Below are 23,779 nucleotides of genomic sequence, written 5' to 3'. Positions count from 1 at the left end.
GAGTAGGTCATCGTCAAGATTGAATTCCGAAACCCCTGTCTGCTAACGCAGACAGGGGTTTTGTCATTTCAGCGTCTACAAAAACTAACTATTGAACCGCTCTGCGTGCGTCGCTGATACGTCGAGCCTGCCATTTGCGCCACCAGATGTAGACGCCAGTCCCTGACAGTCCTGCAATCAATACACCTAACATCGCGATCATGACTTGCCCTGTAACGCCAATGATCCTCCCACCATGTATCGGCAATTGCAGCCGATAAAACTGCTCTCCCAACGTTCCCTGCCCTGCAATCTCCTGCCCTAACAAGCGACCGTCCGTACCATGAAAGAACAACCAGGATTTGCCATGGGCTTCAGTGTCGTGCTGTCCAAATCCTGCGCCGTAGAAGTTGTACTCAAAGCTGTAATACAACTCCCCGATCGCCACTGTCAGTCCTAACTTTTTTCCCTCCTGTAACGCCCTTTCGTACGCCTGTTGATAACTCAATTGAGTCACCCCCAACTGTGAAGTAGGCATTCGCCCTCGAGCCTCATAGACGCTGGGTTCTATCGGTGAAAACAACGACACCGCAGGTTTGAATACCTGGCTCGGCAAGTTCATCGCCACGCTGCTCACGGCAATCGGCAGTAGCAATAACCACAGCCACAATCCCCCAGCGCGATGCAGGTCGAAGTTGAGCCGATAGACGTGCCCTCCCTTGACCTTCCAGGCGGTCGACCACTTCTTCCAGAACGGCTTGCCACGCGGCAACGTCAGCCAGAGCGCAACGAAACAATCGATCACCCAGGCAACGGCAACCAAGCCCATCAATAACAATCCCCAGTTTCCCGGCAACGTCAGGTTGTAGTGAAACTCAAGAATGAACGGGACAAAATTCTTCCGTTCAAAACAGCACTCTCCCCAATAACGCTGACCCGTCTGCTCAGCGCTCACCGGGTCCAGATAAAACACCTGATTACGTTCGTCGAATGGCTTACCCGTCGCCGGATCATTACGTGGAACGGCCGCCAGCAAAGCTGTATGCCCCGCCTCATGCGGGTACTCCATGTACCAGACCTGCAGCTTCGGATGGGCAGATTGCACCGCATCAACCAACTCGCCCGGTGGTAGCCGCGAACCTTGCGCGGAAGCCGAATAAAACGCTGGATTCAACCATTCATCCAACTCGTGGTTGAACGCCAGAATGCTTCCGGTAATTCCTGCTAGCAGCAAAAACACTGCTGTGGCCAAGCCGATGTAACGATGCAACAACACCAAAAACGCACGCATGAAAATTTCCCCACAGAAACGACAAAGCCAGCCCCTGAACATTCAGGGGCTGGCTTTTTTATGCACAGGACAAAAGGCTTAGAACTGGTAGCTGACCGTCGCCGCCACGTTGCGCTCTTCACCCATGTAGCAGAAGTTCAGGCTCGCACAGGAGGCGACGTAAGACTCATTGGTCAGGTTGTTCGCATTCAGACGCACATCAACGCCCTTCAAGCCGACCTTGCCCAAGTCATAACCAATCGAGGCATCAAACAACGTGTAGGAAGGCACCTTCAGGGTGTTTTCCGCATCGGCCCAGCTGTAGCCGACATAACGTACGCCGCCGCCCAGACGCAGGCCATCGAGTGCCGCACTGTCGAACTTGTAGTCCGCCCACAACGACGCCATATTCCGCGGCGCCTGCGTTGGCGAGTTACCCTTGTTCTCGATCACATCGGTCGGTGTGCTCAACGTGCTGACCATTGATTTCGAATATTCGATATCGGTGAAGGTATAACTGCCGAGCACTTTCAGGTTGTCGGTCAATTGCATGTGCGCTTCCAGTTCCAGACCCTGAGAGCGCACAGCGCCTACGGCGCGGTAGAAGGTTTCCTGCGGCAGTTTGGTCGCCAGGTTCTCCTGATCGATGCGGAACAGCGAGGCGGTGAACAGGTTGTCAGTGCCCGGCGGTTGATACTTCAAACCGACTTCCCATTGTGTTCCGTCGGTTGGAGCCAGCGGGTTACCGGCGCTGTCAGCATAGGAGTTCGGGTTAAACGATTCGGAGTAGCTGATGTAGGGCGCCAAGCCGTTCTCGAACAGGTAAAGCGCGCCGGCACGGCCAGTGAGCTTGGTGCGTCGATCATTGATTTCTGTGCCGACCGGCCGCCCAGCTTCAGCGATACGGTTTTCATCCGACGTCTCAACCCAGTCCTGGCGCAGACCCAGCGAAAAACGCCACTTGTCCATCTCGATCAAGTCTTGCAGGTAAACGCCGGTCTGCTCCAGGCGCCGCAGATAACTGGTCTCGCCATACATGTCGATCGCCGAGTTGCCATACACTGGATTGAACGCATTGATCGGTGCAAGGCCGCCACTGGTCCAGTCGACCACGGTTTTTCGCCGCTGATAGTCAGCGCCCATCAGTACTGTGTGTTTGGTCGCGCCGGTGAAAAATTCCGCCTGGAGCATGTTATCGACGATAAACGCATGCAGGCGCTCATCACCGCCGGTGTAGTAGCGGTTAAGCTCGTTGCTGGTCGGCGAGGTCCAGCCATAGGCGTAGACCTGATCCATGTTCACTTTGGAGTCGAGGTAGCGGAAATTCTGCCTTGCGGTGAAAACATCGTTGAAGCGATGTTCAAACTGATAACCAAACGATTGCTGATCACGCGAGTAACCATCGACGCCCGGCTCACCTTCGAAGAAGTGTGGCGAGATACGGTTGCCGTTGCGCTGATGAATTGTGCCGTCGGCTGGAACGCCACCGTGGTAACCACCGTCCGGATCGTGTTGCAGATAGGCCTGCAGCGTCAGCGAAGTATCTTCACTGAAATCGATACTCAGCGTGGGTGCGAGGGCGAAGCGCTTTTCCTTGTTGTGGTCGAATTGCGTGTCGGACTGATCCGTTAACCCGGTCAGACGATAGGCGATACGCTTGTCGTCATCGACCGGACCGCTGAAGTCAAAACCGACCCCGCGCTGGCCCTGAGTGCCCACCGTCGCTTGTACCTGATGGTAAGCCTCGTAGAGCGGTTTCTTGCTGGTCAGCGCCACCAGGCCGCCCGGCGAACTGCGACCGTACAGCACCGACGAGGGGCCCTTGAGAATGTCCACGCGCTCAAGGAAATACGGATCGACCTGCATGGTGCTGTAGGTGCCGCTGTCGCCCATCGACTTGAGGCCGTCGAGGTAAATATTGTCCACCGAGCCGTCGTTGAAACCACGCATGGCCACATAGTCGTAACGGTGAGTGGCACCGTAGGGATTGGTCAACACGCCGGGTGTATAGCGCATGGTTTGGGAAACGGTTTGCGAGCCTTGGTCGTCCATTTGCTCGCGAGTGACCACGGACACGCTCTGTGAGGTTTCCAGCAGCGCGGTACTGGTCTTGGTGGCGATCTGGCTGTGAGTGGCGTTGTAGCCGTCCATGCTGCCCAAGGCGTTGCCGAGGGCGAAGCCTTTGATGTCGGTGGTCGGCAAGGCCAGTGCTTGGGTCTCAGCCAATGGGCGCAGGACGTAGCTGCTGCCGTCCTGACTGACCGCTTCCAGACCCGAGCCGCCGAGCAAATGGCTCAGTGCTTGATCGGCTGAATACTCGCCCTGAACGCCCGGCGATTGTCGGCCCTGAGTTTGCTGCGGGGTCATCGACAACGTGATACCCGCCTGACGGGCAAACTGATTTAGCGCCTCACCGAGAGGGCCCGCAGCCACGTTGTAGCGATGGCTGACTTCACTGCCAGCGGGAGTCGCCGCGATGCTTAAAGCAGGCATCACACCAGCGCCCAGTGCAGTCGAAAACAGCGCCGCGCGAATAGCGTGGCGCAGCAGTCCCGATTCGGCAGTGAAATTCAGAGGGTTCTTACAGGTGGCGCGGACAGTCATTGTAGGTTTCCGTAGGAAGTCGCAAACGCTTGAGTTGAAGTGCTTACTGACTAAGCCGGACCAGCTGCGAAAACCCGCCAAAATAATTTCAGGCGACGCGCTCCAGCGTCACCCACCAGCGCGTGCGATAGCGCAATTGCACCGGCAATGTCTGCGGCAGAATTGCCAGCAGTTTGTCGGTGTCTTCCAGGCGAAATACGCCCGACAGGCGCAACTCGGAAACGTCAGACGCACAACTCAGAAAGCCCTGGCGATAACGGCTGACTTCGCTGAGAAAGTCACTCAGACGCATGTTGCGCGTGACGATCAAGCCATCGACCCAGGCTCCGGCATCCATAGCCAGCGGCGGCGCAGGGCGCACTTGATGGTGATCGATTAGATAACTCTGCCCGGCGAAAACTCGTAGCGAAGTACCGCCTGAGTGGATGGCGACCTGTCCGCTGGTGACGCTAAGCCGCGTGCAATCGCTATCCTGGCGCAAGATAAACCGCGCATCCTGTGGCTCATAAATACCGTGATGACTTTGCACGCGCAGCGGTCGCTCGGAGGCTGCACCCTGATCAGCGCCGCCACAGGTGACGATGATCTCGCCGCGCGTCAGTTTGATCAGCCGCTGCTGCGCGGTGTAATCCAGATCCACTGCACTCGCGGTGTTCAGTTCGATCCGCGTGCCATCCGGCAACTGGAAGCCGCGCCGCTCGCCCGTCGCCGTAGCGTAATCGGCACTCCATTGCTGCAACGCGGCAGTGTCCTTGGCCAGCCACGCGGCGGAACCCATCAGCAATGCGCCAGACAACAGCTTCAACGCCTGTCGCCGGCCCAAACCCTGCGCGCTGTTTTCCAGCGTATTGAACGCCACTTGCGCACCAGGCACCGCGCGCAGATTGTGACTCAGTTCTGCTTGCAGCGACTGCACCCGTTGCCAGGCCAGTTCGTGCTCATGGTGTTCGGCACGCCACTGTTCGCACTGGCGGTTCAGACGCGGATTGCCGTGATTGTTGCGCAGTCGCAACAGCCAGTGAATGGCCTGCTTGACCACCTTTTGCTGCGGCTCGGTGCGACGGCCAAGAGAAAGATTATCCACCGGCATCAGCTTTCGTACCGCAGAACGTAGCAGTGATACAGCGCATCGGCGACGTAACGCTCAACCGAACGCAACGACAGACCCATCTGTTCGGCAATCTGCTTGTGGGTCAAACCTTCGCACTGCGCCAGCAGAAAGGCCTGACGCACTTTTGGCTTCAGTCCTTCAAGCATCCGCGCGATGCTTTCCAGCAGTTCGATCACCAGCGCCCGGGCTTCGGCGCTCGGTGTTTCGGCTTCGGGCAAATGGGCGATCGTTTCGAGGTAGGCACGTTCGATTTCCTCACGGCGCCAATGGTCGATCACCAGCCCACGCGCAATCGTGCGCAGGAAGGCGCGGGGTGCTTTGAGTTCGAGGCGTTCGGTGCGTTGCAGCAGACGCAGGAAAGTGTCCTGGGCCAGATCCGCCGCATCCGCCGCATTACCCAGCCGCGCGCGCAGCCAAGCGTTGAGCCAACCGTGATGACTACTGTAAAGCGCCTGTACTGCAAACTCAGGTGAGGACATGAACGCGAACGTCACAAATGATAATTAGTCGCATTGTCATCAAGGGATACGAAATTTGCAACTGCCACCCGAACATCAGCACTGAAAAACATCGGGGCGAACGCTCTGGCACGCCGTTCGGCGGGAATCCGGCAGAAATGCCATCCATTTCCCGCTCAGCCCTAAGATTTCCCCGACACGTGCCGACAGACTGGTGAGACATGCGTGCACCAAAGTAGAGCGGCCAGAAGAACGCTGCCTGCGCTGTACATGGAATGTTGCATCCGGAACGCATCCCCACTTTTGGCATAAGAAGTCCCATGAAATGAATCTCAAGTTCAGCCATAAAATCCTGTTGGCCGCCTCGGGCGTCGTGGTCCTGGCGTTCGCGCTGTTCACCCTCTACAACGACTATCTGCAGCGAAACACCATTCGCCAGAACCTTCAGTCCTCCGTGCAGCAGGCCGGTGATCTGACCGCCAGCAGCGTGCAGAACTGGATGAGCGGGCGGATTCTGGTGCTGGAAAACCTCGCGCAGAACGTTGCCCATCAGGGTAAGGACGCGGATTTCCCGGGTCTGGTCGATCAACCAGCGTTCACCTCGAACTTCCAGTTCACCTACGTTGGCCAGGCCAACGGTGTGTTCACCCAGCGTCCTGACGCGAAGATGCCGGACGGCTATGACCCGCGTCAGCGTCCTTGGTACAAACAAGCCGTTGTGGCTGACAAAACAATGCTGACGCCGCCGTACATGGCTGCTGTCGGTGGCCTGGTGGTAACCATCGCCATGCCGGTGAAAAAGAACGGCGAACTGCTCGGTGTCGTCGGTGGTGACCTGAGCCTGGAAACCCTGGTGAAGATCATCAACTCGGTGGACTTCGGTGGCCTCGGCCACGCGTTCCTGGTCAGCGCCGACGGTCAGGTGATCGTCAGCCCGGACAAAGACCAGGTCATGAAAAACCTGAAAGACATCTACCCGAACACCAGCGTGCGCATCGAGAAGGGCAACCAGAACGTCGTGCTTAACGGCCAGGAACGTATCCTGTCGTTTACCCCGGTCAGCGACCTGCCGAATGCGCAGTGGTACATCGGTCTGTCGATCGACCGCGACAAGGCCTACGCAGCACTCAGCCAATTCCGTACTTCGGCGCTGATCGCAATGTTTGTCGCCGTGGCCGCCATTGCCTTGCTGCTGAGCCTGTTGATCAACGTCCTGATGCGTCCGCTGACCACCATGGGTCGTGCGATGCAGGACATTGCTCAGGGCGAAGGCGACCTGACCCGTCGTCTGGTGGTCGAGAGCAAAGACGAGTTCGGTGAATTGGGCAGCGCCTTCAACCAGTTCGTTGAACGGATCCACGCGTCGATTTCCGAAGTGTCGTCGGCAACCCGTCACGTCCATGATTTGTCGCAACGCGTAATGGCTTCGTCCAACGCTTCGATTGTCGGCTCCGATGAACAAAGCGCACGCACCAACAGCGTGGCTGCCGCGATCAACGAGTTGGGCGCCGCCACTCAGGAAATTGCCCGCAACGCCGCCGATGCTTCGCAGCACGCCAGCGGCGCGAGCGAGCAGGCCGACGATGGTCGTCAGGTGGTCGAGCAGACGATCCAGGCGATGACCGAGCTGTCGCAGAAGATCAGCCTGTCGTGCACGCAGATCGAAACCCTTAACGCCAGCACCGACAACATCGGCCACATCCTCGATGTGATCAAAGGGATTTCGCAACAGACCAACCTGTTGGCGCTCAACGCCGCGATCGAAGCCGCCCGTGCCGGTGAAGCGGGACGTGGTTTTGCCGTGGTGGCGGATGAGGTGCGTAACCTCGCCCATCGCACCCAGGAATCGGCGGAAGAGATCCACAAGATGATCACCTCGCTGCAGATCGGTTCGCGCGAAGCGGTGACCACCATGAACGCTAGCCAAGCCTCCAGCGAGCAAAGTGTGGAAGTGGCCAACCAGGCCGGTTTGCGTCTGGTCAGCGTGACTCAGCGCATTGGTGAAATCGACGGGATGAACCAGTCGGTGGCAGCGGCCACTGAAGAGCAGACCGCCGTGGTGGAAACCCTCAACGTCGACGTTAACCAGATCAACCTGCTGAACCAGCAAAGCGTGGCCAACCTCAATGAAACGTTGAAGGATTGTGATGCGTTGTCGCAGCAGGCTAACCGTCTGAAGCAGTTGGTCGACAGCTTCAAGATCTGATTTTCAGATTGGAGACCGCGTTATCGTTCTTCGCGAGCAAGCTCGCTCCCACAGGATTTTTGGTTGAACACAGCATGTGTGAACACCCAATACCCTGTGGGAGCGAGCTTGCTCGCGAAAGCGGTCTGACAATCACCGCAAAGCCGAAGCCTTAGACAAACAGCTTCAGCACATTCCCCATCGCATCATCCGCAAACCCCTGCACGAAATCCTTGAACCCCGGCAACGCCTCTTCCCCCCCCGAAGCCGGCTCGGCAATGATCGTCCACGTCGCCCGGGATTTGCCTGCGCCCAGCGCTTCCACATTCATCGCCGCCCACAGATTCGCCACGCCCAAGGTGTTGTAAATCGTCGTCCAGGTCATGCTCCGGGCCTGCTCATCGCGGGAGTTGAGTTGCTCGACCACCACATTGCCATCCTTGAAGAACTTCTTGCGCAGTGAGGACACGCCCTCACCGGTCATTTCGATGTGCGACAGCGCCGGAATGAATCGGTCGAAACCGTCGAAATGGCCGACCACCGCCCAGACTTGCGCCGCGTCTGCGGGCACTTCTACCGAAGAGACAACGTGGCAGCCGTGGGGGTTTTTAATCAGGGTGTCGGGTTGCAGATTACTCATGGTGTTGCTCCTTTTTTATTGCTTCAGATGAAGTTGATTTGTTTCAGGTAGTCGCAGCCGCGACGCAGCAGCGCCGGTGATTTCTGCGGGTAGTGCGCGCCCATCTGTTGCACGCCGGCTTCGGCGTTGGCGTGGCCGATCAGCGAGATGTCACCGATGTCTTCTTCAAAGCCGTTGAGGTAGAAACCGAGCACGCCGAACAGCGCGTTGTCGGCGTCGACACGGCCCAGTTGCTGTTGCCAGTCGGCGACGCTGACCAGCGCGAACTCGCTGCCGGTTTCGCGGAACGAAGCGACGTAAGCGTCCCAGCTCAAAGGCTCGGGGTTATGCAGGTTGAACACCGCGCGCTCGGGCGAATAACGGCTGGCGTGGAAGGCGATGAACCGGGCGAGAAAGTCCACCGGCATCAAGTCGAAATTCAGCGCGAAGGCCGGCACCTGACCGAGCTGGATCGAGCCTTTGAGCATCAGCATCAAACGGTTTTTGTGCGGCTGACAAACACCGCTCAAACTGTTGAAGCTGATGTTGCCGGGGCGATACAGATTGACTCGCACACCGCGCTCGCGCGCCCGTTCGAGGATGCGTTCGCCGACCCACTTCGACAGGTTGTAACCGTTGCGAATGTAGATCGGTGGCGTCAGTGCCGCAGGCAGTTCCAGCACTCGGCCGGCGTCGTCGACCGTGCTTGAAGCCGACAGTGTCGAGACAAAATTGAAGACCTTTTTGCTTTGCCCTTCACACAAGTGCAGCAGCGCGAAAATCGGCTCGACGTTGTCCGCCGCCAGCGACTCGTAATCGAGTACGTGATTGACGTTGGCAGCGTTGTGCACCAGCGCGCCGAACTCGCGATCGAGGCGCTGATAGTCTTCCTCGTTCAGGCCCAACTGCGGCTGCGTAATATCTGCCGCGTAAACCCGCACACGACTCAGATCCAGATGCTCCAGGCGGTTTTCCCGCAGTGACTCGGTAAAGCGCTGCGCCGCCGTTTGCCCACCGCTATCGCGTACCAGGCACGCCACTTCGCTGGCGCCCCAGCCGAGCAGTGCCTCGACGATGTGCACGCCGACAAAGCTGTTGGCGCCGGTGACGATGACCTTGTGCACATCGCCCATGCGGCTGATCGGCAGCGGTTCGATTTCCAGCGCACGTTCGGCGTCGGCCATGGCTTGGGCGCTGAGTACGGCGCTGTCATCGGTGCCGCGCACCAGCGTTGCGAGTTTGATGATGGTCGGCAGTTCGATGAAGCGATTGATCGAAATGCTGCGACCGAACTCCTCGCGCAGCCGCAGCAACATTCGCGACAGCAGGATCGAGTGACCGCCGAGATTGAAGAAGCTTTCGTCGGTGGAAATATTGCTGTTCGGCAGCTCCAGCAACTCGGCCCATATCTCCAGCAATAGCGCTTCGTCCGCATTCGCTGGCAGACATTTCGGCCCGTTGTCCTGCACGCTCACTGGCAGTGCCAGCAGCGCTTTACGGTCGACCTTGCCGTTGCTGGCGAACGGCATGTTCGGCAGCTCAGTCCACGCCACCGGTTGCATGTAGTCGGGCAAAAACTGTCGGGCGTGGACCTTCAGTGCTTCGCGTGCGGTGTCCGATTGCGGCTGGGCGAGGAACGCCAGAATCCGTCGCTGAGTGTCGATCACTACTGCGATTTGCCGGTACAACTGGCTCTCGCGCAGGCAACGTTCGATCTCTTCCGGCTCGACCCGGAAGCCACGGATCTTCACCTGGTTGTCGCGCCGTCCGCACAGTTCGATACCGTGCTCGCCCCACTTGGCCATGTCGCCGCTGCGGTAGGCGCGCAGCGTTTGGCCGTCGGGCAGGTTCAGGGTCAGATAACGCTCGGCGGTCTGCTGTGGGTTGTTCAGATAACCGAGGCAGACGCCGGGGCCAACGATGAACAATTCGCCGACGGTGTTCTGTGGCACCGGTTGCAAATCGTCATCGAGAATCAGCACCTGGCTGTTGGCGATCGGCGCACCGAGGCTGCGGTTGCTGTCACCGGGTATCAGCTGGCGCGCAGTGATCAGCACCGTGGCTTCGGTCGGGCCGTAAAGGTTGTGCAGCGTGCCCTGACGGGTCAGTTGCTCGATGACGAACGGCTCGCAGACGTCGCCACCGGTCATCACTTGCACGCCTTCTAACTGCTCCAGCGGCAGAATGCTCAACAGCGCTGGCGGCAGGAACGCGTGGGTCAGTTGCCGGCGGCGGATCAGTGCGACCAGTTGCAGCGGATCACGCCGCTGCGTGTCATCGGGCACCACCAGTTCGGCACCTTCGAGCAGGGTTGGGAAGATGTCGATCAGCGACGAATCGAAGCTCAGCGAAGAGAACTGCAGCACCCGGCTCTCAGCCTGTAACTGCACGTAATCGGCGTACCACGCCGAGAAGTGTGTAAGGTTGGCCTGACTGAGCAACACACCCTTCGGATGCCCGGTGGTGCCTGAGGTGTAGAGCGCCATGCAGGGCGCTTCAAGTTCGGGTTGCAGGTGCATCAACGGTTGGCTGAGATCCGCTTCAGCACTGTCGATACAACTGACATCCAGTCCCGCCATGGTTGTGCTGAGTAGATGCTCACCATCGTGCAGCAGCAACAACGCGCCGGCGTTTTGCAGAATGTATTGCTGGCGCTGCAACGGATGGCTCGGCTCCAGCGGCAGGTACACCGCGCCGCTGCCGAGGATCGCCAGAATCGAGGCGAACAGCGCCGGGCTTTTCGGCAGGCAGATACCGACCACCCACGGTTGTGGATGCTGCTCAAGCAAGGGCTGCAAGCGCTGTTGGATCGCGCGGCTGTGGGCGTGCAGTTGGCGGTAGCTGATCGACTGTTCAGCGAGGTGCAACGCCGGTCGTTCGGCATGACGGATCAGGCTTTGTTGCAGGCGCTCGATCACGGGGATCTGCGCCTGTTGCAGCAGCACTGAATTGTCCGTGTCATTGAAGCGATGGACGTAAGCCAGGCTGTCGAGGAACAACAGGTTTTCCATCCGCTCGAAATCCGGCGTCCTGACCAGTGTGGCTTGCTGAAAATAGTCGGCGTCGCGGGAGAAGCGGCTGACCAGCAGCGCCACTTCGTCCACCACCTGCGTCAGCACCCTTTGCTGCAGAGCCTGACCGTTGCCGGACGGCTCATCGGCAACCGGTACGCGGCTGATCAGGGACGAGCCGAGGAAGCACAGCAGATCGAGTGTCGGTAAACCCGCCGCGCTTTGCGCACCGACCCCCAAACGCAGATGCAGGTGCGGGATGGCGCAGAAGTCACCCGCACCAATGAAGCCATCGTCGATGATCAAATCCACCGTCGATGCCGCCACGCCGCTGCGCTGCAATGAGTGGCCATGTTGTTCCAGTTCCTGCGTCAGGTCGGTCATGGCCTGGCTGGCGCCAATCAGCAAAATGTCGAGACGTTTCATGTCGGCCTCCTCATCAAACCAGGTAATCGCGCAAGGCGTGCTGCACACAGGGCGTGTCGAGCAGCGAGCTGTTGTGGAAGAACTTGACGATGTTGCCCACCAGCGGATGGTGGCGATTGATCGGGAACGCGAGCCCGGCCATCTCGTCCCTGAGCGAGCGCCGTGTGGTCTCGTTGACCGGCAGCGCGTCGATCAGGCGCAGGTCGAAGGCTTTCTGGATGTCGTTGGTCAGGTAATGGCCGATGAACACCGGCAGGATTTGCGCGATGGTTTCGCGATCCGCCGCGCTGGCGGTGTGCCAATAGATGCGCACCATTCGCGCCCAGAAACTCGAATGGCGACCCTCATCGAGCAAGTGGTCGGCCATCAGGCCTTTGATCGACGGCTTGACCGTGTCGTCGCGGGCGAACGCCGCGACATCACCGGTCACGGTGTTTTCGGCGATGGCCACGCAAATCAATTCCATCGCGCTGCGCAGGTGTTCCGGTGCCAGCGCGACGGCGGCAGGAATCGCCCGGCTCAGTTCGATTTCATCGGGCAACTGAATCGGTTCGATGCCGGTCATCGCGACCGTTTGCTGCATGAAATCCATCGCCACCAAGGCGTGGTAATCCTCGTCGACCACCACGGTCATCGCGTCGTAACGGCAGGCAAACGGGAAGGTCACAGCGAAGCGATTCTTGGCGATGCTGCGCGCGGTCTTGTCGACGATCTCGGTCTCGAAAATCACTACGTCGTTGATGAATTTGTACAGCGTCTGCACCAAAGCGAAGTCACGTTGCTGAGGGCACTCGCGCAGGAAGGTTTCGCTGAGCACCAGCGGTTGGCGGCTGAGCGGGTAGATCAGGCGTTCATCGTCTTCCAGCACGCGACGCGGGCGGGTGCGGATGGTGGCGCGGTTCTCCCAGGCATCGGCAAAGGATTGATAGTCGGCGGCGTTCATTGGGCGACCTCCGCCAACGGTTCGCGCATGCTCAGGCGCAGGCCGTCCCACAGGGCGATGCGGCTTTCCACGGCGGCGATGGCGCTGGCGTAGACCTCGGCTTGACGTTGCGGGTCGCCGTCGACCAAGCGCTCGAGCAGGTGTTCTGCCGCCGGACCGTGATCCTCAGAGTCGACCTCGATGTGCCGCTCCAGGTAGTAACGGAAGGTCGGCGCCTGCTCGATACCGATGCCCCAGTCGTCAAGGATGCGCTGGAACATGGTCGGGATCACGCTCTCGCGACCATGCAGAAACGCCGCCGCCACGCTGTGTCCCGGTGCATGCAGGGCGGTACGCAAGGTGTCGCGGACAAACTGCGCGGCGGCCGGATCAACCTCGACGCTTTGCAGCGCGACGTCGTAGCTCACGCCTTCCTGTTGCAGGGCGACAAAGCGCTCCACGGCCGTGGTACTCGCGCCGATTTCGCGCATCGCATCCAGGTACAACTCGAAATGGCTGTAATGACCTTTGGTCAGGCGATCATCCGATTCTTCACCCAGAACGATCTCGTTGATCAACCGGGCGGCGTGAGGGTCACGCGGCGGTAGCCACGGCAAACGCGTGCAGGTCAGTTCCTGCTGCAGGCGTTTGGTCAGCGACATGAAATCCCACACGGCAAACACGTGGGTTTCCATGAAACGACGCAAGACCGATAACGAAGTGATCTCGGAAAAGATCGGGTGAATACTAAGTTCGGCTTTCTTCAGGGCGAGTTGGTTCTTAGTGGGCATCATGATGTCCTTTATCGTTGATGTTAAATGGAACTGCTCTGGCAACTGCGCAATCAGTGAAACGACGACTTACTTGTTTTTTGTAGACGGACGACAACCTTCCTTCCGGATAGATAAGTACGGACCGTATATACCTGTGGCATGGCTTCATATCTGCGTAAAGCGCAGCTGTTGTGCCACGGGCATTGGGCTTGCGCCGAAGCGAAGAGCGAAGTTCAAACTTGGCGAGGAAAAGCTAATACGCCGACAAAGTATTTAACAAGTACATTTTCAATTATTTTAAGTTTGCTGTTTTTTGAAGTTGAGTTGTTCCGATAAAACTTCTGGATAAAGTTTTATTTGGGCGTAGTTGCTCCTTTCGGCGAATAACGGCCAAAATTGATCGACAAGAGTGAATGCCTCACTCGAAGCAACTTTTCAGTAATAAGAGTTGAATGATTTAAAAGGGCGGAAGTTGGCCGTGACCCCGCGCCATGACTTCCTTTCTCCCGTGGCAAGGCTCCTTCCGTAGGTTCCTGGTGCGGGGACTGCGCCGTCAGGACGGCGCGTCGCCCGTTCTTAATGGGGTTGGCCGCTCAAGAGTGCGGGTAAATGACCGCCACGGCTATTACCGATTCGTCACCGGTAAGGTGCAAATTTCGGGCTGAACGACGCAGGGAGGTTAGAGCGGGCAGGCGGATCCGCCCACCCGAGGGCTGGCAGATCGCTTGGGGATTTGTAAGTGGGTGATTCGCGGGGATAAAGCGTGTTCAGCGCGCAGCTTTGCGGCTTTGCGCGGCGGGGGTGTCGAGATAGCGAGTAATGACCTCAACGCCACGATTGAGGTGCTGCTCAAGGAGGTTGATCGACAACTCGATATCACGCTCGCGGACGGCTTGCAGCATCGCGCGGTGATCGTCCTGAGACAATTTGCCCAGGCCCATGGCCTCAAGGTTGAAGCGCAGAAAACGCTCTTCTTCGTTGAGCCCGTCTTCGACCAGGCGCAGCAAGCGTTTATTGGGCGCCTTGCTGTACAGGGCCATGTGGAACAAACGGTTGAGCCGACCGATTTCCGCGTAATCGTGTTGCGCCTCCAGCTCTTCGATGTAACCGGCCGCGAGGGCGTGATCGGCAGCAGTCAGCAGCGGAATCGACTGCCGCATGGCTTCGGATTCGAGGAGGATGCGCAGTTCGTAGGTTTCGGTGGCATCGCCCTGAATCAATGGCGCGACCACCGCACCTTTGTGCGCAGTAACGCTGAGCAGTTCCTGGGCTTCGAGCTGGCGCAGGGCTTCGCGCACCGGCATGCGGCTGACGCCGAACAAATCGGCCAGATCCTGCTGACGTAGCGCCGTGCCGCAGGGCAGACGTCCATCTAGGATTGCCGAACGCAGGGTTTCTTCGATCACCGACCGGGCCAGATGCGCAGGAATCGGTCCGTCGACTTTAATGCTGTGCAGCGGTTTGGGCTTCTGTGTCACGACTACGCACCCTGTATGTCGGCCTGATTTGGATCCAAATGACACTAGTGATTGCTCTACAGGTTGTCAAACCTTGTAAAACATTGCGCTGCCAAATGAAGTTTAGCGCGGCAGCGATGATCTCATGGTGCCATTGTTTTTTACCGGGCTAAGCTTCACCATCAAACGCTTTCCTTCCTGCCCTCTGGAAACCTGCTGTGGCGGCACTTTTCGCGATCCCCCGGACACTTCGCTGGCTAGGCTGCGCACTGCTGCTGGCCGGCATGATGCTGGGCGGTCTGCATGCCGATTGGGATTTTTCCACGATCAGCCGCAAAGCCACGGCGCTCTACGGGCCGCTGGGTGCCGGGCAACAGCGCATCGATGCCTGGCAAAATCTGTTGGCCACCCAGAAGCAAGTCAGCGAGATGGAAAAGCTCAAAGTGGTGAACCTGTTCTTCAACAAACAGGTGCGCTACGTCGAGGACATCGATCTGTGGCACGAGGTCGATTACTGGGAAACGCCGATCGAAGCCTTATGGAAAGGCGCTGGCGACTGCGAAGACTACGCGATCGCCAAGTATTTCAGCCTGCGCCACCTCGGGGTTTCCAGCGACAAGTTGCGCATCACCTACGTCAAGGCCCTGCGCCAGAACCGCGCGCACATGGTGCTGACGTACTATGCCACTCCCGATGCCATGCCGCTGGTGCTCGACAGCCTGATCGACCCGATCCAGCCGGCGTCGCAGCGAACCGATTTGCTGCCGGTCTACTCTTTCAATGCCGAAGGGTTGTACCTGCCGGGCGCCAAGGGCAATAAAAAGGTCGGTGATACCAAACGCCTGTCGCGCTGGCAGGATGTGTTGAAGAAAATGCAGGCCGAAGGTTTCCCGGTCGAGACGACTAACTAGGAGCACGCGCTCAGATGTCTTTGTTCAAACAGCTGTTGATCGCTATCTGTCTGTTCCTGGTGGTCGCCTTCACCGGCAGCTTCATGGTCAGTCTGGAGAGCTCGCGTACCCAGTACGTCAACCAGTTGCGTTCCCATGCGCAGGACGCCGCGACGGCGCTGGCTTTGTCGCTGACGCCGAATATCGACGATCCGGCAATGGTCGAGCTGCTGGTCAGCTCGATTTTCGACAGCGGTTATTACGCGAGCATCCGTGTGGTCGATCTGAAGACCGATCAGACCATCGTCGAGCGCAACGGCATTCCGGCCGTCAGCAATGTGCCGGACTGGTTCGTCAAACTGATCGGTCTGGAACCGGCCGGTGGCGATGCGCTGGTCAGTCGTGGCTGGGAGCAGGCGGCGCGGGTCGAGGTGGTCAGCCATCCGATGTTTGCTGTGGCCAAGCTGTGGCAGAGCGCGTTGGGCAGCCTCGGTTGGTTGCTGATCTGCGGTGCGCTCAGCGCGGTGCTCGGTGCGTTGCTGTTGCGCCGGCAGTTGAAGCCGCTGGATTACATGGTCAAGCAGTCTCACGCCATCGCCCGCCGCGAGTTCCTCAGCCTGCCGGAATTGCCGCGCACACCTGAGTTGCGGCGTGTGGTGCAGGCGATGAACCAGATGGTCGAGAAGCTCAAGGCGCTGTTCCAGGAGCAGGCCGAGCGCAGTGAAAAACTGCGGGCCGAGTCTTATCAGGACAACCTGACGGGGTTGGCCAACCGCCGCTATTTCGAGATGCAGTTGAATAATCGCGTGAGCAACCCGGAGCAGGCCAGCTCCGGTTATCTGCTGCTGTTGCGGGTCAAGGATCTGGCCGGGCTCAACCAGCGGCTGGGTGGTCAGCGCACCGATGAATTGCTCAAAGCGGTCGGCGAGCAGCTGTCGCGCGAATGCGCCAAGTACCCGGAAACCCAAAACCTTGTCACGCGTATTCGTGGCGGCGAATTCGCCGTGCTGGCGCCGGGGCTGGTGCGTGAAGAAGCGCTGCAACTGGCGCAGAACCTCGACAATGCCTTGAGCAGTCTGCACGCCACCGGTGCGACCGACGTGGCTGCCGTGGCGTCGATCGGTCTGGCGCCATTCACCCACGGCGATTCGCCGCAACAAGTGCTGACACTCGGCGATCAGGCGCTGGCGCAAGCCGAAGGGCAGGGTGAGCAGAACTGGGCCTGCATCGATCAGAGCCTGACGGCGGATGTTGGCGACGATCATCACGCCTGGCACCGCTTGCTCGATCAGGCCTTGAGTCAGCAGCGTTTCGAGCTGTATTTCCAACCGGTGGTCGCCGCCGCAGACACGCAACTGGTGCTGCATTACAAAGTGCTCTCGCGCTTGCTCGATGATCAAGGCCAGACCATCCCGGCCGGGCGCTTCCTGCCGTGGCTGGAGCGCTTCGGCTGGACCGCGCGGCTTGATCGCCTGATGCTCGAACGCGTGCTGGAGCAGATGAAAGAGCATGAAGATTCGCTGGCGCTGAACCTGTCTTCGGCGACCCTGGCCGATCCGCAAGCGCTGAACAAAGTCTTCGAGATTCTGCGCGCGCATTCCAACCTCGGCGCGCGGCTGACCCTGGAAATCGGTGAGGAGCAATTGCCCGAACAAGCGGTGCTGGAGCAGTTGACCCGGCGCCTGCGCGAACTCGGTTTCTCATTGAGCCTGCAGCGCTTTGGTGGGCGCTTCAGCATGATCGGCAACCTGGCGCGGCTGGGGCTGGCGTACTTGAAGATCGATGGCAGCTATATTCGTGCGATTGATCAGGAGAGTGACAAGCGTCTGTTCATCGAGGCGATCCAGCGGGCGGCGCACAGCATTGATCTGCCGCTGATTGCCGAGCGGGTTGAGACGGAAGGGGAGTTGTCGGTGATTCGCGAGATGGGCTTGTATGGGGTTCAGGGGCAGTTGTTTGGTGAGCCGAAGCCTTGGCGGTGAGTCATTGCAAACCAACCCTCACCCTAGCCCTCTCCCAGAGGGAGAGGGGACTGATTGGGGGATATTCGGGAGATACGCCGACGTGAGCGATTTGTCTTGAATCCATAATCGACCCGGTTTTTCAGGTCGATGTATGACGCCTGACACCTCGGTCGGCCCCCTCTCCCTCGGGGAGAGGGCTGGGGTGAGGGTAGGCCCTTGATCTGAAGAAGTCAGATCAACCCGCCCTCATCCTCATCGATCAACTGACTCAACCCACCCAGCGCCTCACGCGCCTGAGTCCGGTCCATCAGCTTGGCCTGAGCCGCCGGTGGCAGGTCGGTGACGCGGATCACGCCTTTTTGGGTCAGCACCTGAATCAGGTCGTCGAGGACCCGAATCATTTCGAAGTCGCTCTGCTTGAGCTGTTTCAGGCTGGTTTCCACCACTTCGTTGGCGAACCAGGCCTGGATTTCATGGCTGTCGGCCGGCAGCGTTTCCGTGGCCTCGGCGTAGGCCGCGGCTTCCACGCGAATCAACAGACCTTGCGCATCGCGTTGCACGTAAAACATTGAGCATCCCTCGGAAATGAACCAGCGTCATGCTGTCAGCAGCATAGCCAACTGCGCGCGAGTATGCGGTGCGGCGACGTAATCGTCACCGTCGCGGTAAGCGCAAACGTGACGGCCGCCCCAGAAGGGCGGCCGTTTTTGTTCACGTATCAGCTGTTGTTGTGGTCGACCTTGATGGTCGGATCGCTGCCGGCAATCAGGTTATGAATGTTGGCGCTCGACCAGTTGTTGCCTTCCAGTTTGATCGTCACATCCGGTGTGGCCGCAGCAGCGTCGCCGGAGTTGAACTTGCCCGCCGAGCTGACTTGCAGCGACGACGTGCCATCGACCGTGGTGATCTTCAGGAAGTTATCGATGGTGCTACCGGTCTCGCCCTGCAGCAAATCGCGCAGATCGATACGGTCACCGTCGGCGGCCTTGAAGTCCTTGATCACGTCGTTGCCGGTGTCGCCCGCCTTCCAGACGAAGGTGTCGGCACCCGAACCACCGATGAGGATGTCGTTGCCCTGACCGCCGATCAGCGTGTCGTTGCCGGTGCCGCCGAGCAGAATGTCATTGCCTTTGCCGCCATCGAGCAAGTCGTTGCCGCCTGAGCCGAAGAGGATGTCATTGCCCGCGCCACCCAACAGTGTGTCGTTACCATCGTGCGCGCCGGAGACATCGAACGCTTGATAGTGCTCGGTGATGTACTGGTGCACATTGCTGGTGGTGACTTTGCTGACGTCAACGCCGGTTTGCTGCGCGACGAACGCCTGCATCGCCTGATAACCCTCACCGGCAATGCCGTTGAAGCTGACCAGATCGCCGAACAGGATGTCGTTGCCGTCGCCACCGCTGACGGTGTCGTTGCCCGGCAGCGTCGCTTCGGTGTGGCCGATGATCGAGTTGGCCAGATCCTTCGGATCGATGTTGGTCTGCGGGGTTTTGTCCGAGTCGTACGGTTTCAGGTCATTGAGGCTGACGCCGCTGTTCAGGCCGATGGCTTCAACGTTCGACAGGCCACTGAGCAACGCGAAACTGCTGGTCGAGTTGTCGGTGGTGGTCGAGGTGGTGCTGCTGCCGCTGCCCGCCAGGCTCGACAGCTCGTAAGTGCCATCGCCCTGCGCGTGAACGGTACCCAGATTGGTGGTGCTCCAGCCATATCGGGCCGTGTAGGTCTGCAACTGAGCAAAACCGCTGGCGTTGATGCTCAGGTAATGCGTGTTGTCGATATAGGTGCTGAAGGTGTCGCCCAGCTTGTAGTTGCTGGTGGTCACCACGTTATCGAACTTCACGCTGCCGTACAGCGTCGGGTTGGTCTGCTCGCCGCTCTGGTAGTAGGTCGGCTGGCCGTCGGTGATGAAGTACGTGAGGTTTTTCGCCCCGGTGTTGGCCACAGCGTCGGCGCTCTGGAACCAGTTGGCCGTGGTCTTGAACACGTCCTCGTAGTTGGTACCGCCGCCGGAAGTCATCGAGTCCAGTACCGCTTTGAGCTGCGTCAGCGCGTTCAGATCGTTGAGGTTCACCGACACCGATTTGTTGACCTGGGTATCGAAGTCCACCAGGAAAATGTTCACCGTGCCCGAGTTGCTGCCGCCCAGGCTCTGCTTCAGGGTGTTGAACACCGACGTCAGCGAGTCCTTGGCTGCGTTGATCGACGAGCTGCTCATACTGCCTGAGCTGTCGACCATGAACGCGATGTTGTAGTTGGTGCCCGGGACCACGGTCAGACCACCGATGTCGGCGACCATGATGTCGTTGCCATCGGTGCCGCTGAAGGTGTCGTCACCCGAAGTCGCGACGATGGCGTTGTAGACCGCCGGCACCACGGTAACCGGAATGGTCGCGGTGCTGCTGGCCGAGCCGCCGACCATTTCGGTGGAGGTCGAGGTCACGGTCAGGTTGAACTGGCCGTTGTAGTACGGCGGCGGGGTCACGGTCAGGCTGCCGAGGTTCCAGCCGGTGACGTTGGCGTCGCCGCTGCTGGCGGTGACGGTGAAGGTATGACCCGCGCCATCGCTGAGCACCGAGCCGACTGGCGCGCCGCTGATCTTCACGCTCAGGGTTTCCGAGCCGTCGGTGTCAGTCAGCGCGGTGGTGATTGCCGACAGTTTCACCGTGGTGCCTTCGGCGCCGGTGTTGAGTTTGTAGCCGTCGTAATAGCCTTCGCCGCCGCTGCCGTGCAGATCGGAAACGGTCACGCCCGAATTGATCAGGTCTTGCACGCCGGTGTAGATCGGCACGCCAGTGCTGCTCAGGTCGATCGGCGTGCTGCCGTTGACCGACAGGTTGACGTCGTAGCTGCCCGGACCGCTCTGGTTGTGGTGGTAGATGTCCAGGGTGTAGTAACCGCTGGTGGTAGGGGTGAACGAACCGTTGAGGTTGCCGCCCACGCCCCACGTGGTCGCGGCCACGTTTTTACCACCGATGGTGACCAACAGGCTGTCATCGCCGATGCCGCTGAAGGTGTAGGTCTTGCCGGCTTCCAGGTAGATCAGGCCGGAAGTCTTCGACGCCGTACCGGCGGTCACGCTGCCGTCGGACTGCACGTTGTTGACGTTAGTGCTGGAGTTCGGCGTGCCGGCGCCGTCGATGACGTTTTTCAACGTGGTCGAATCCGCGCCGTTGCCGTTGGTGCCCAGACCCGACAGGCCGGTCCAGACTTCTTTGATCAGCCCGGTCGACTTCACGCTGTTGTCGGCGACGCTCACGGTTGGCGCATCTGCCACCGGCGTGATGTCGATCTTCACGGTGCCGGTGTTGCCCAGCAGCTGGCCGTCGGTTGGCTGGAACTTGATTTGTGCGTAGTCCGCCTGGTTGTTGCCCAGGCCAGTGCCACCGTAACCGTTCACACCCGATTCGTTGGTGTCCGGCAGGAAGCGCAGCTTGCCCGCGTCGATATCGGCTTTGCTGAAGGTCTGGTTGTTGGCGACGTCTTTCCAGGTCGAACCGTCCAGATACTGCAGTTTGCCTTCACCCGGCAGTTGGGTGATTTTGACGCCGAGGCTGCTGGCCGGGCTGTCGACGTCGGTCACACCGAAAGTCGACCAGCCGAGCACCAGCGGCGTGTCTTCGGTGCCGGTGACATTGCTCGGTGCAGCAACCGGTGCGTCGTTGACCGCCACCACGTTGACCGTGGTGGTCGCGGTGTTGGAGTAGTTACCGCCGTCGGTCACCGTCACGGTGATGATGCGCGGCACGGTGCTCGGGTCTTCACTGCTGTTGGTGAAGCTGATGTTTTTGATGGCCTGCATGTAGTCGGCCAGCGTCGCGTTGCCCGACAAGGTCAGGGTCACGGTGCCGTTGGTGCTATTGGCATTGATGGTGATGCCGTTGACGCTGTTGCCCAGGTTCAGCGCATCGCCGTCCTGACGGTTGGTCAGCACAACGGTGGCGCCGGTGAGCATGGTGCTGTCCGGGTCGGTGATCTTGATATCGGTGTCGGCAATCGACACGCCCGCGCCCGGGGTGTTCTCGGTAAAAGTCACCTTGTAGTCGGCACCCGTCGCGCCGCTGGAGTTGTTGGCATCCAGGTCGATGACCGGCGGCGCATCGTTGTCGATGATCGAGGTGCTGACGCTGCCATTGGTGCTGCTGACCGCGAGGTTTTCGAAGTTGCCGCCGGTGGCCGAATCGATCTTGACCACGAAGTTCTCGGTGCCTTCGGTGATCTTGTCATCGATGGTGGCGACGTTGAACTGCGCGCTGCTCGCCCCTGCCGGGATCTTCACGGTGTACACGCCGGTGAAGTCCGAACCGTCGGCGGCGGTGCCGCTGTAGACGATTTTCAGGGTCACTTCGGTTTGCGCCGGGTGGTTCAGGCTGACCGTGTAGCTGGCCGTCTGGCCTTCGGTCACCGAGCTGCTGCCAGTGATGCTGACGGTGGTGGTATCGATGGTGTCAGTGACGTTGGTCACCGCTGGCGTGTTGCTGGTCACCAGATTTTCGAAGCCGCCGCCGCTGGTGCCAGTGATGGTTGCCTGCACGGTGCCGGCGTCTTTGTAGACGTCGTCGGCCGGAGCTGGAACGGTCACGGTGCCAGTGGTTTTGCCGGCGTCGATGGTGATCACCGAGCCATTGCTCAGGGTCACCGTGACTGGCGAGCCAGCGGCGTTGGTCAGGGTCGCGGTGTAGGTGATCTGGCCACCCTCGGCCACGGTGCCGGTCGCGGACAGCGTCAGGTTGGTGGTGTCGATGGTGTCGGTCACGGTGGTGCTGACCGGGGTTTTGTCGGCCACGAGGTTTTCGTAGTTGCCGCCTGTGACGTTGCTGATCGAGTTGGTCAGCGGGGCGTGGCCGGTCAACGCATCGTTCGGTGCGGTGGTGGTCACGGTGCCGGTGGTTTTGCCGATGTCGATGGTGATGGTCTGACCGTTGGCCAGGGTCACGACGACAGGCGAGCCGGTTACGGCTGCACCGACAGTGGCGGTGTAGACGACGTTGCCGCCTTCAGCCGCTGTGCCGGTCGCGGTCAGTTTCACCGTGGTGGTATCGATGGTGTCGGTGACGCTGGTCACGGCAGGCGTGGTGCTGGTCACCAGGTTTTCGAAGCTGCCACCAGTCGCGGTTTTGATCGTTGCCTGGACGTTGCCGGCGTCTTTGTAGACGTCATCGGCTGGCGCTGGAACGGTCACCGTGCCGCTGGTTTTGCCGGCGTCGATGGTGATCACCGAGCCGTTGCTCAGGGTTACGGTCACTGGTGAGCCAGCGGCGTTGGTCAGGGTCGCGGTGTAAGTGATCTGGCCACCCTCGGCCACGGTGCCGGTCGCGGACAGCGACAGGTTGGTGGTGTCGATGGTGTCGGTGACGGTCGTCGAAACCGGCGTTTTGTCGGCCACCAGATTTTCGTAGTTGCCGCCCGTCACGTTGGTGATCGAGTTGGTCAGCGGCGCGTGGCCAGTCAATGCGTCGTTAGGCGCAGTGGTGGTCGCGGTGCCGGTGGTCTGGCCGACGCCGATGGTGATGGTCTGACCGTTCGACAGGGTCACCACAACCGGCGAGCCAGTTACTGGGGCGCCGACGGTCGCGGTGTACACGACGTTGCCGCCCTCTGCTGCAGTAGCCGTTGCCGTCAGTTTCACGGTGGTGGTGTCGATGGTATCGGTGACGCTGGTGATAGCCGGAGTCGTGCTTGGCACCAGATTTTCGAAGTTGCCACCGGTGGCGTTGCTGATTGTGGCCTGCACGGTGCCGGCGTCTTTGTAGACATCATCGGCCGGGGCTGGAACGGTCACGGTGCCGGTGGTTTTACCGGCGTCGATGGTGATCACGGCGCCGTTGGACAGGGTTACGGTCACTGGCGAGCCAGCGGCGTTGGTCAGGGTCGCGGTGTAAACGATCGAGCCACCTTCAGCAACCGAACCAGTCGCGCTCAGCGACAGATTAGTGGTGTCGACAGTGTCGGTCACGTTGGTGCTGACTGGCGTCTTGTCGGCCACGAGGTTTTCGTAGTTGCCGCCGGTCACGTTGGTGATCGCGTTGGTCAGTGGCGCATGACCGGTCAACGCATCGTTCGGAGCGGTAGTGGTCGCAGTCCCCGTAGTCTGGCCAACACCGATGGTG

General features: G+C 59.7%; 13 protein-coding genes and 1 pseudogene. 3 read left to right on the top strand and 11 right to left on the bottom strand.

Annotation, left to right across the window (positions count from 1 at the left end):
* Positions 1-88 precede the first annotated feature (88 nt).
* The 4 genes from FGA82_RS31685 to FGA82_RS31670 all read right to left on the bottom strand — a co-directional run bounded on the left by FGA82_RS31685 (position 89) and on the right by FGA82_RS31670 (position 5,443).
* Positions 89-1,270 carry a PepSY-associated TM helix domain-containing protein gene (locus FGA82_RS31685; protein WP_141130115.1) on the bottom strand — a complete coding sequence of 394 codons (1,182 nt, stop codon included), beginning with the start codon at positions 1,268-1,270 and terminating at the stop codon, positions 89-91.
* Positions 1,271-1,348: 78 nt separating this feature from the next.
* Positions 1,349-3,853, bottom strand: coding sequence for a TonB-dependent siderophore receptor (locus FGA82_RS31680; protein WP_141130114.1), 2,505 nt, complete (start codon positions 3,851-3,853; stop codon positions 1,349-1,351).
* Between the two features lie 88 nt (positions 3,854-3,941).
* Complete coding sequence (locus tag FGA82_RS31675; protein WP_141130113.1) at positions 3,942-4,943, bottom strand: FecR domain-containing protein; 1,002 nt, start codon at positions 4,941-4,943, stop codon at positions 3,942-3,944.
* Complete coding sequence (locus tag FGA82_RS31670; RefSeq protein ID WP_141130112.1) at positions 4,943-5,443, bottom strand: sigma-70 family RNA polymerase sigma factor; 501 nt, start codon at positions 5,441-5,443, stop codon at positions 4,943-4,945. Before FGA82_RS31670 ends, FGA82_RS31675 begins: the two co-directional genes overlap by 1 nt.
* A 304-nt stretch (positions 5,444-5,747) precedes the next feature.
* On the opposite strand from FGA82_RS31670, the gene FGA82_RS31665 reads away from it, so the two are divergent.
* Positions 5,748-7,628, top strand: a complete 1,881-nt coding sequence (locus FGA82_RS31665; protein ID WP_095113874.1) for a methyl-accepting chemotaxis protein — start codon at positions 5,748-5,750, stop codon at positions 7,626-7,628.
* A 151-nt stretch (positions 7,629-7,779) separates the two neighbouring features.
* Here the strand turns inward: FGA82_RS31665 and FGA82_RS31660 are convergent, their stop codons facing one another.
* The 5 genes from FGA82_RS31660 to FGA82_RS31640 all read right to left on the bottom strand — a co-directional run bounded on the left by FGA82_RS31660 (position 7,780) and on the right by FGA82_RS31640 (position 14,836).
* Positions 7,780-8,247, bottom strand: a complete 468-nt coding sequence (locus tag FGA82_RS31660; protein ID WP_141130111.1) for an SRPBCC family protein — start codon at positions 8,245-8,247, stop codon at positions 7,780-7,782.
* A 23-nt stretch (positions 8,248-8,270) separates the two neighbouring features.
* Positions 8,271-11,663, bottom strand: coding sequence for a non-ribosomal peptide synthetase (locus FGA82_RS31655; RefSeq protein ID WP_141130110.1), 3,393 nt, complete (start codon positions 11,661-11,663; stop codon positions 8,271-8,273).
* Positions 11,664-11,676: 13 nt separating this feature from the next.
* Entirely contained in the window at positions 11,677-12,606 is a 930-nt protein-coding gene (locus tag FGA82_RS31650; RefSeq protein ID WP_141130109.1) for a diiron oxygenase, read from the bottom strand.
* Entirely contained in the window at positions 12,603-13,379 is a 777-nt protein-coding gene (locus tag FGA82_RS31645) for a DUF3050 domain-containing protein (protein ID WP_141130108.1), read from the bottom strand. Before FGA82_RS31645 ends, FGA82_RS31650 begins: the two co-directional genes overlap by 4 nt.
* 746 nt (positions 13,380-14,125) lie before the next feature.
* On the bottom strand, positions 14,126-14,836 hold the full coding sequence (locus FGA82_RS31640; RefSeq protein WP_141130107.1) for a GntR family transcriptional regulator: 711 nt from the start codon (positions 14,834-14,836) through the stop codon (positions 14,126-14,128).
* 197 nt (positions 14,837-15,033) lie between these two features.
* On the opposite strand from FGA82_RS31640, the gene lapG reads away from it, so the two are divergent.
* Entirely contained in the window at positions 15,034-15,726 is a 693-nt protein-coding gene (lapG, locus tag FGA82_RS31635) for a cysteine protease LapG (RefSeq protein WP_141130106.1), read from the top strand.
* A gap of 14 nt (positions 15,727-15,740) precedes the next feature.
* Entirely contained in the window at positions 15,741-17,687 is a 1,947-nt protein-coding gene (lapD, locus tag FGA82_RS31630) for a cyclic di-GMP receptor LapD (RefSeq protein WP_141130105.1), read from the top strand.
* A 212-nt stretch (positions 17,688-17,899) separates the two neighbouring features.
* On the opposite strand, the gene FGA82_RS31625 is transcribed toward lapD, so the two are convergent.
* Positions 17,900-18,238 carry a hypothetical protein gene (locus FGA82_RS31625; RefSeq protein ID WP_007918987.1) on the bottom strand — a complete coding sequence of 113 codons (339 nt, stop codon included), beginning with the start codon at positions 18,236-18,238 and terminating at the stop codon, positions 17,900-17,902.
* Between the two features lie 149 nt (positions 18,239-18,387).
* A pseudogene (locus tag FGA82_RS31620) lies at positions 18,388-23,779 on the bottom strand (LapA family giant adhesin); the annotation flags it as partial.

It is taken from the genome of Pseudomonas fluorescens, assembly GCF_005938625.1.
Lineage (GTDB): Bacteria > Pseudomonadota > Gammaproteobacteria > Pseudomonadales > Pseudomonadaceae > Aquipseudomonas > Aquipseudomonas fluorescens_BD.
Note: the sequence above shows the minus strand (reverse complement) of the source record. Positions and strands in the feature narration are given on the sequence as shown.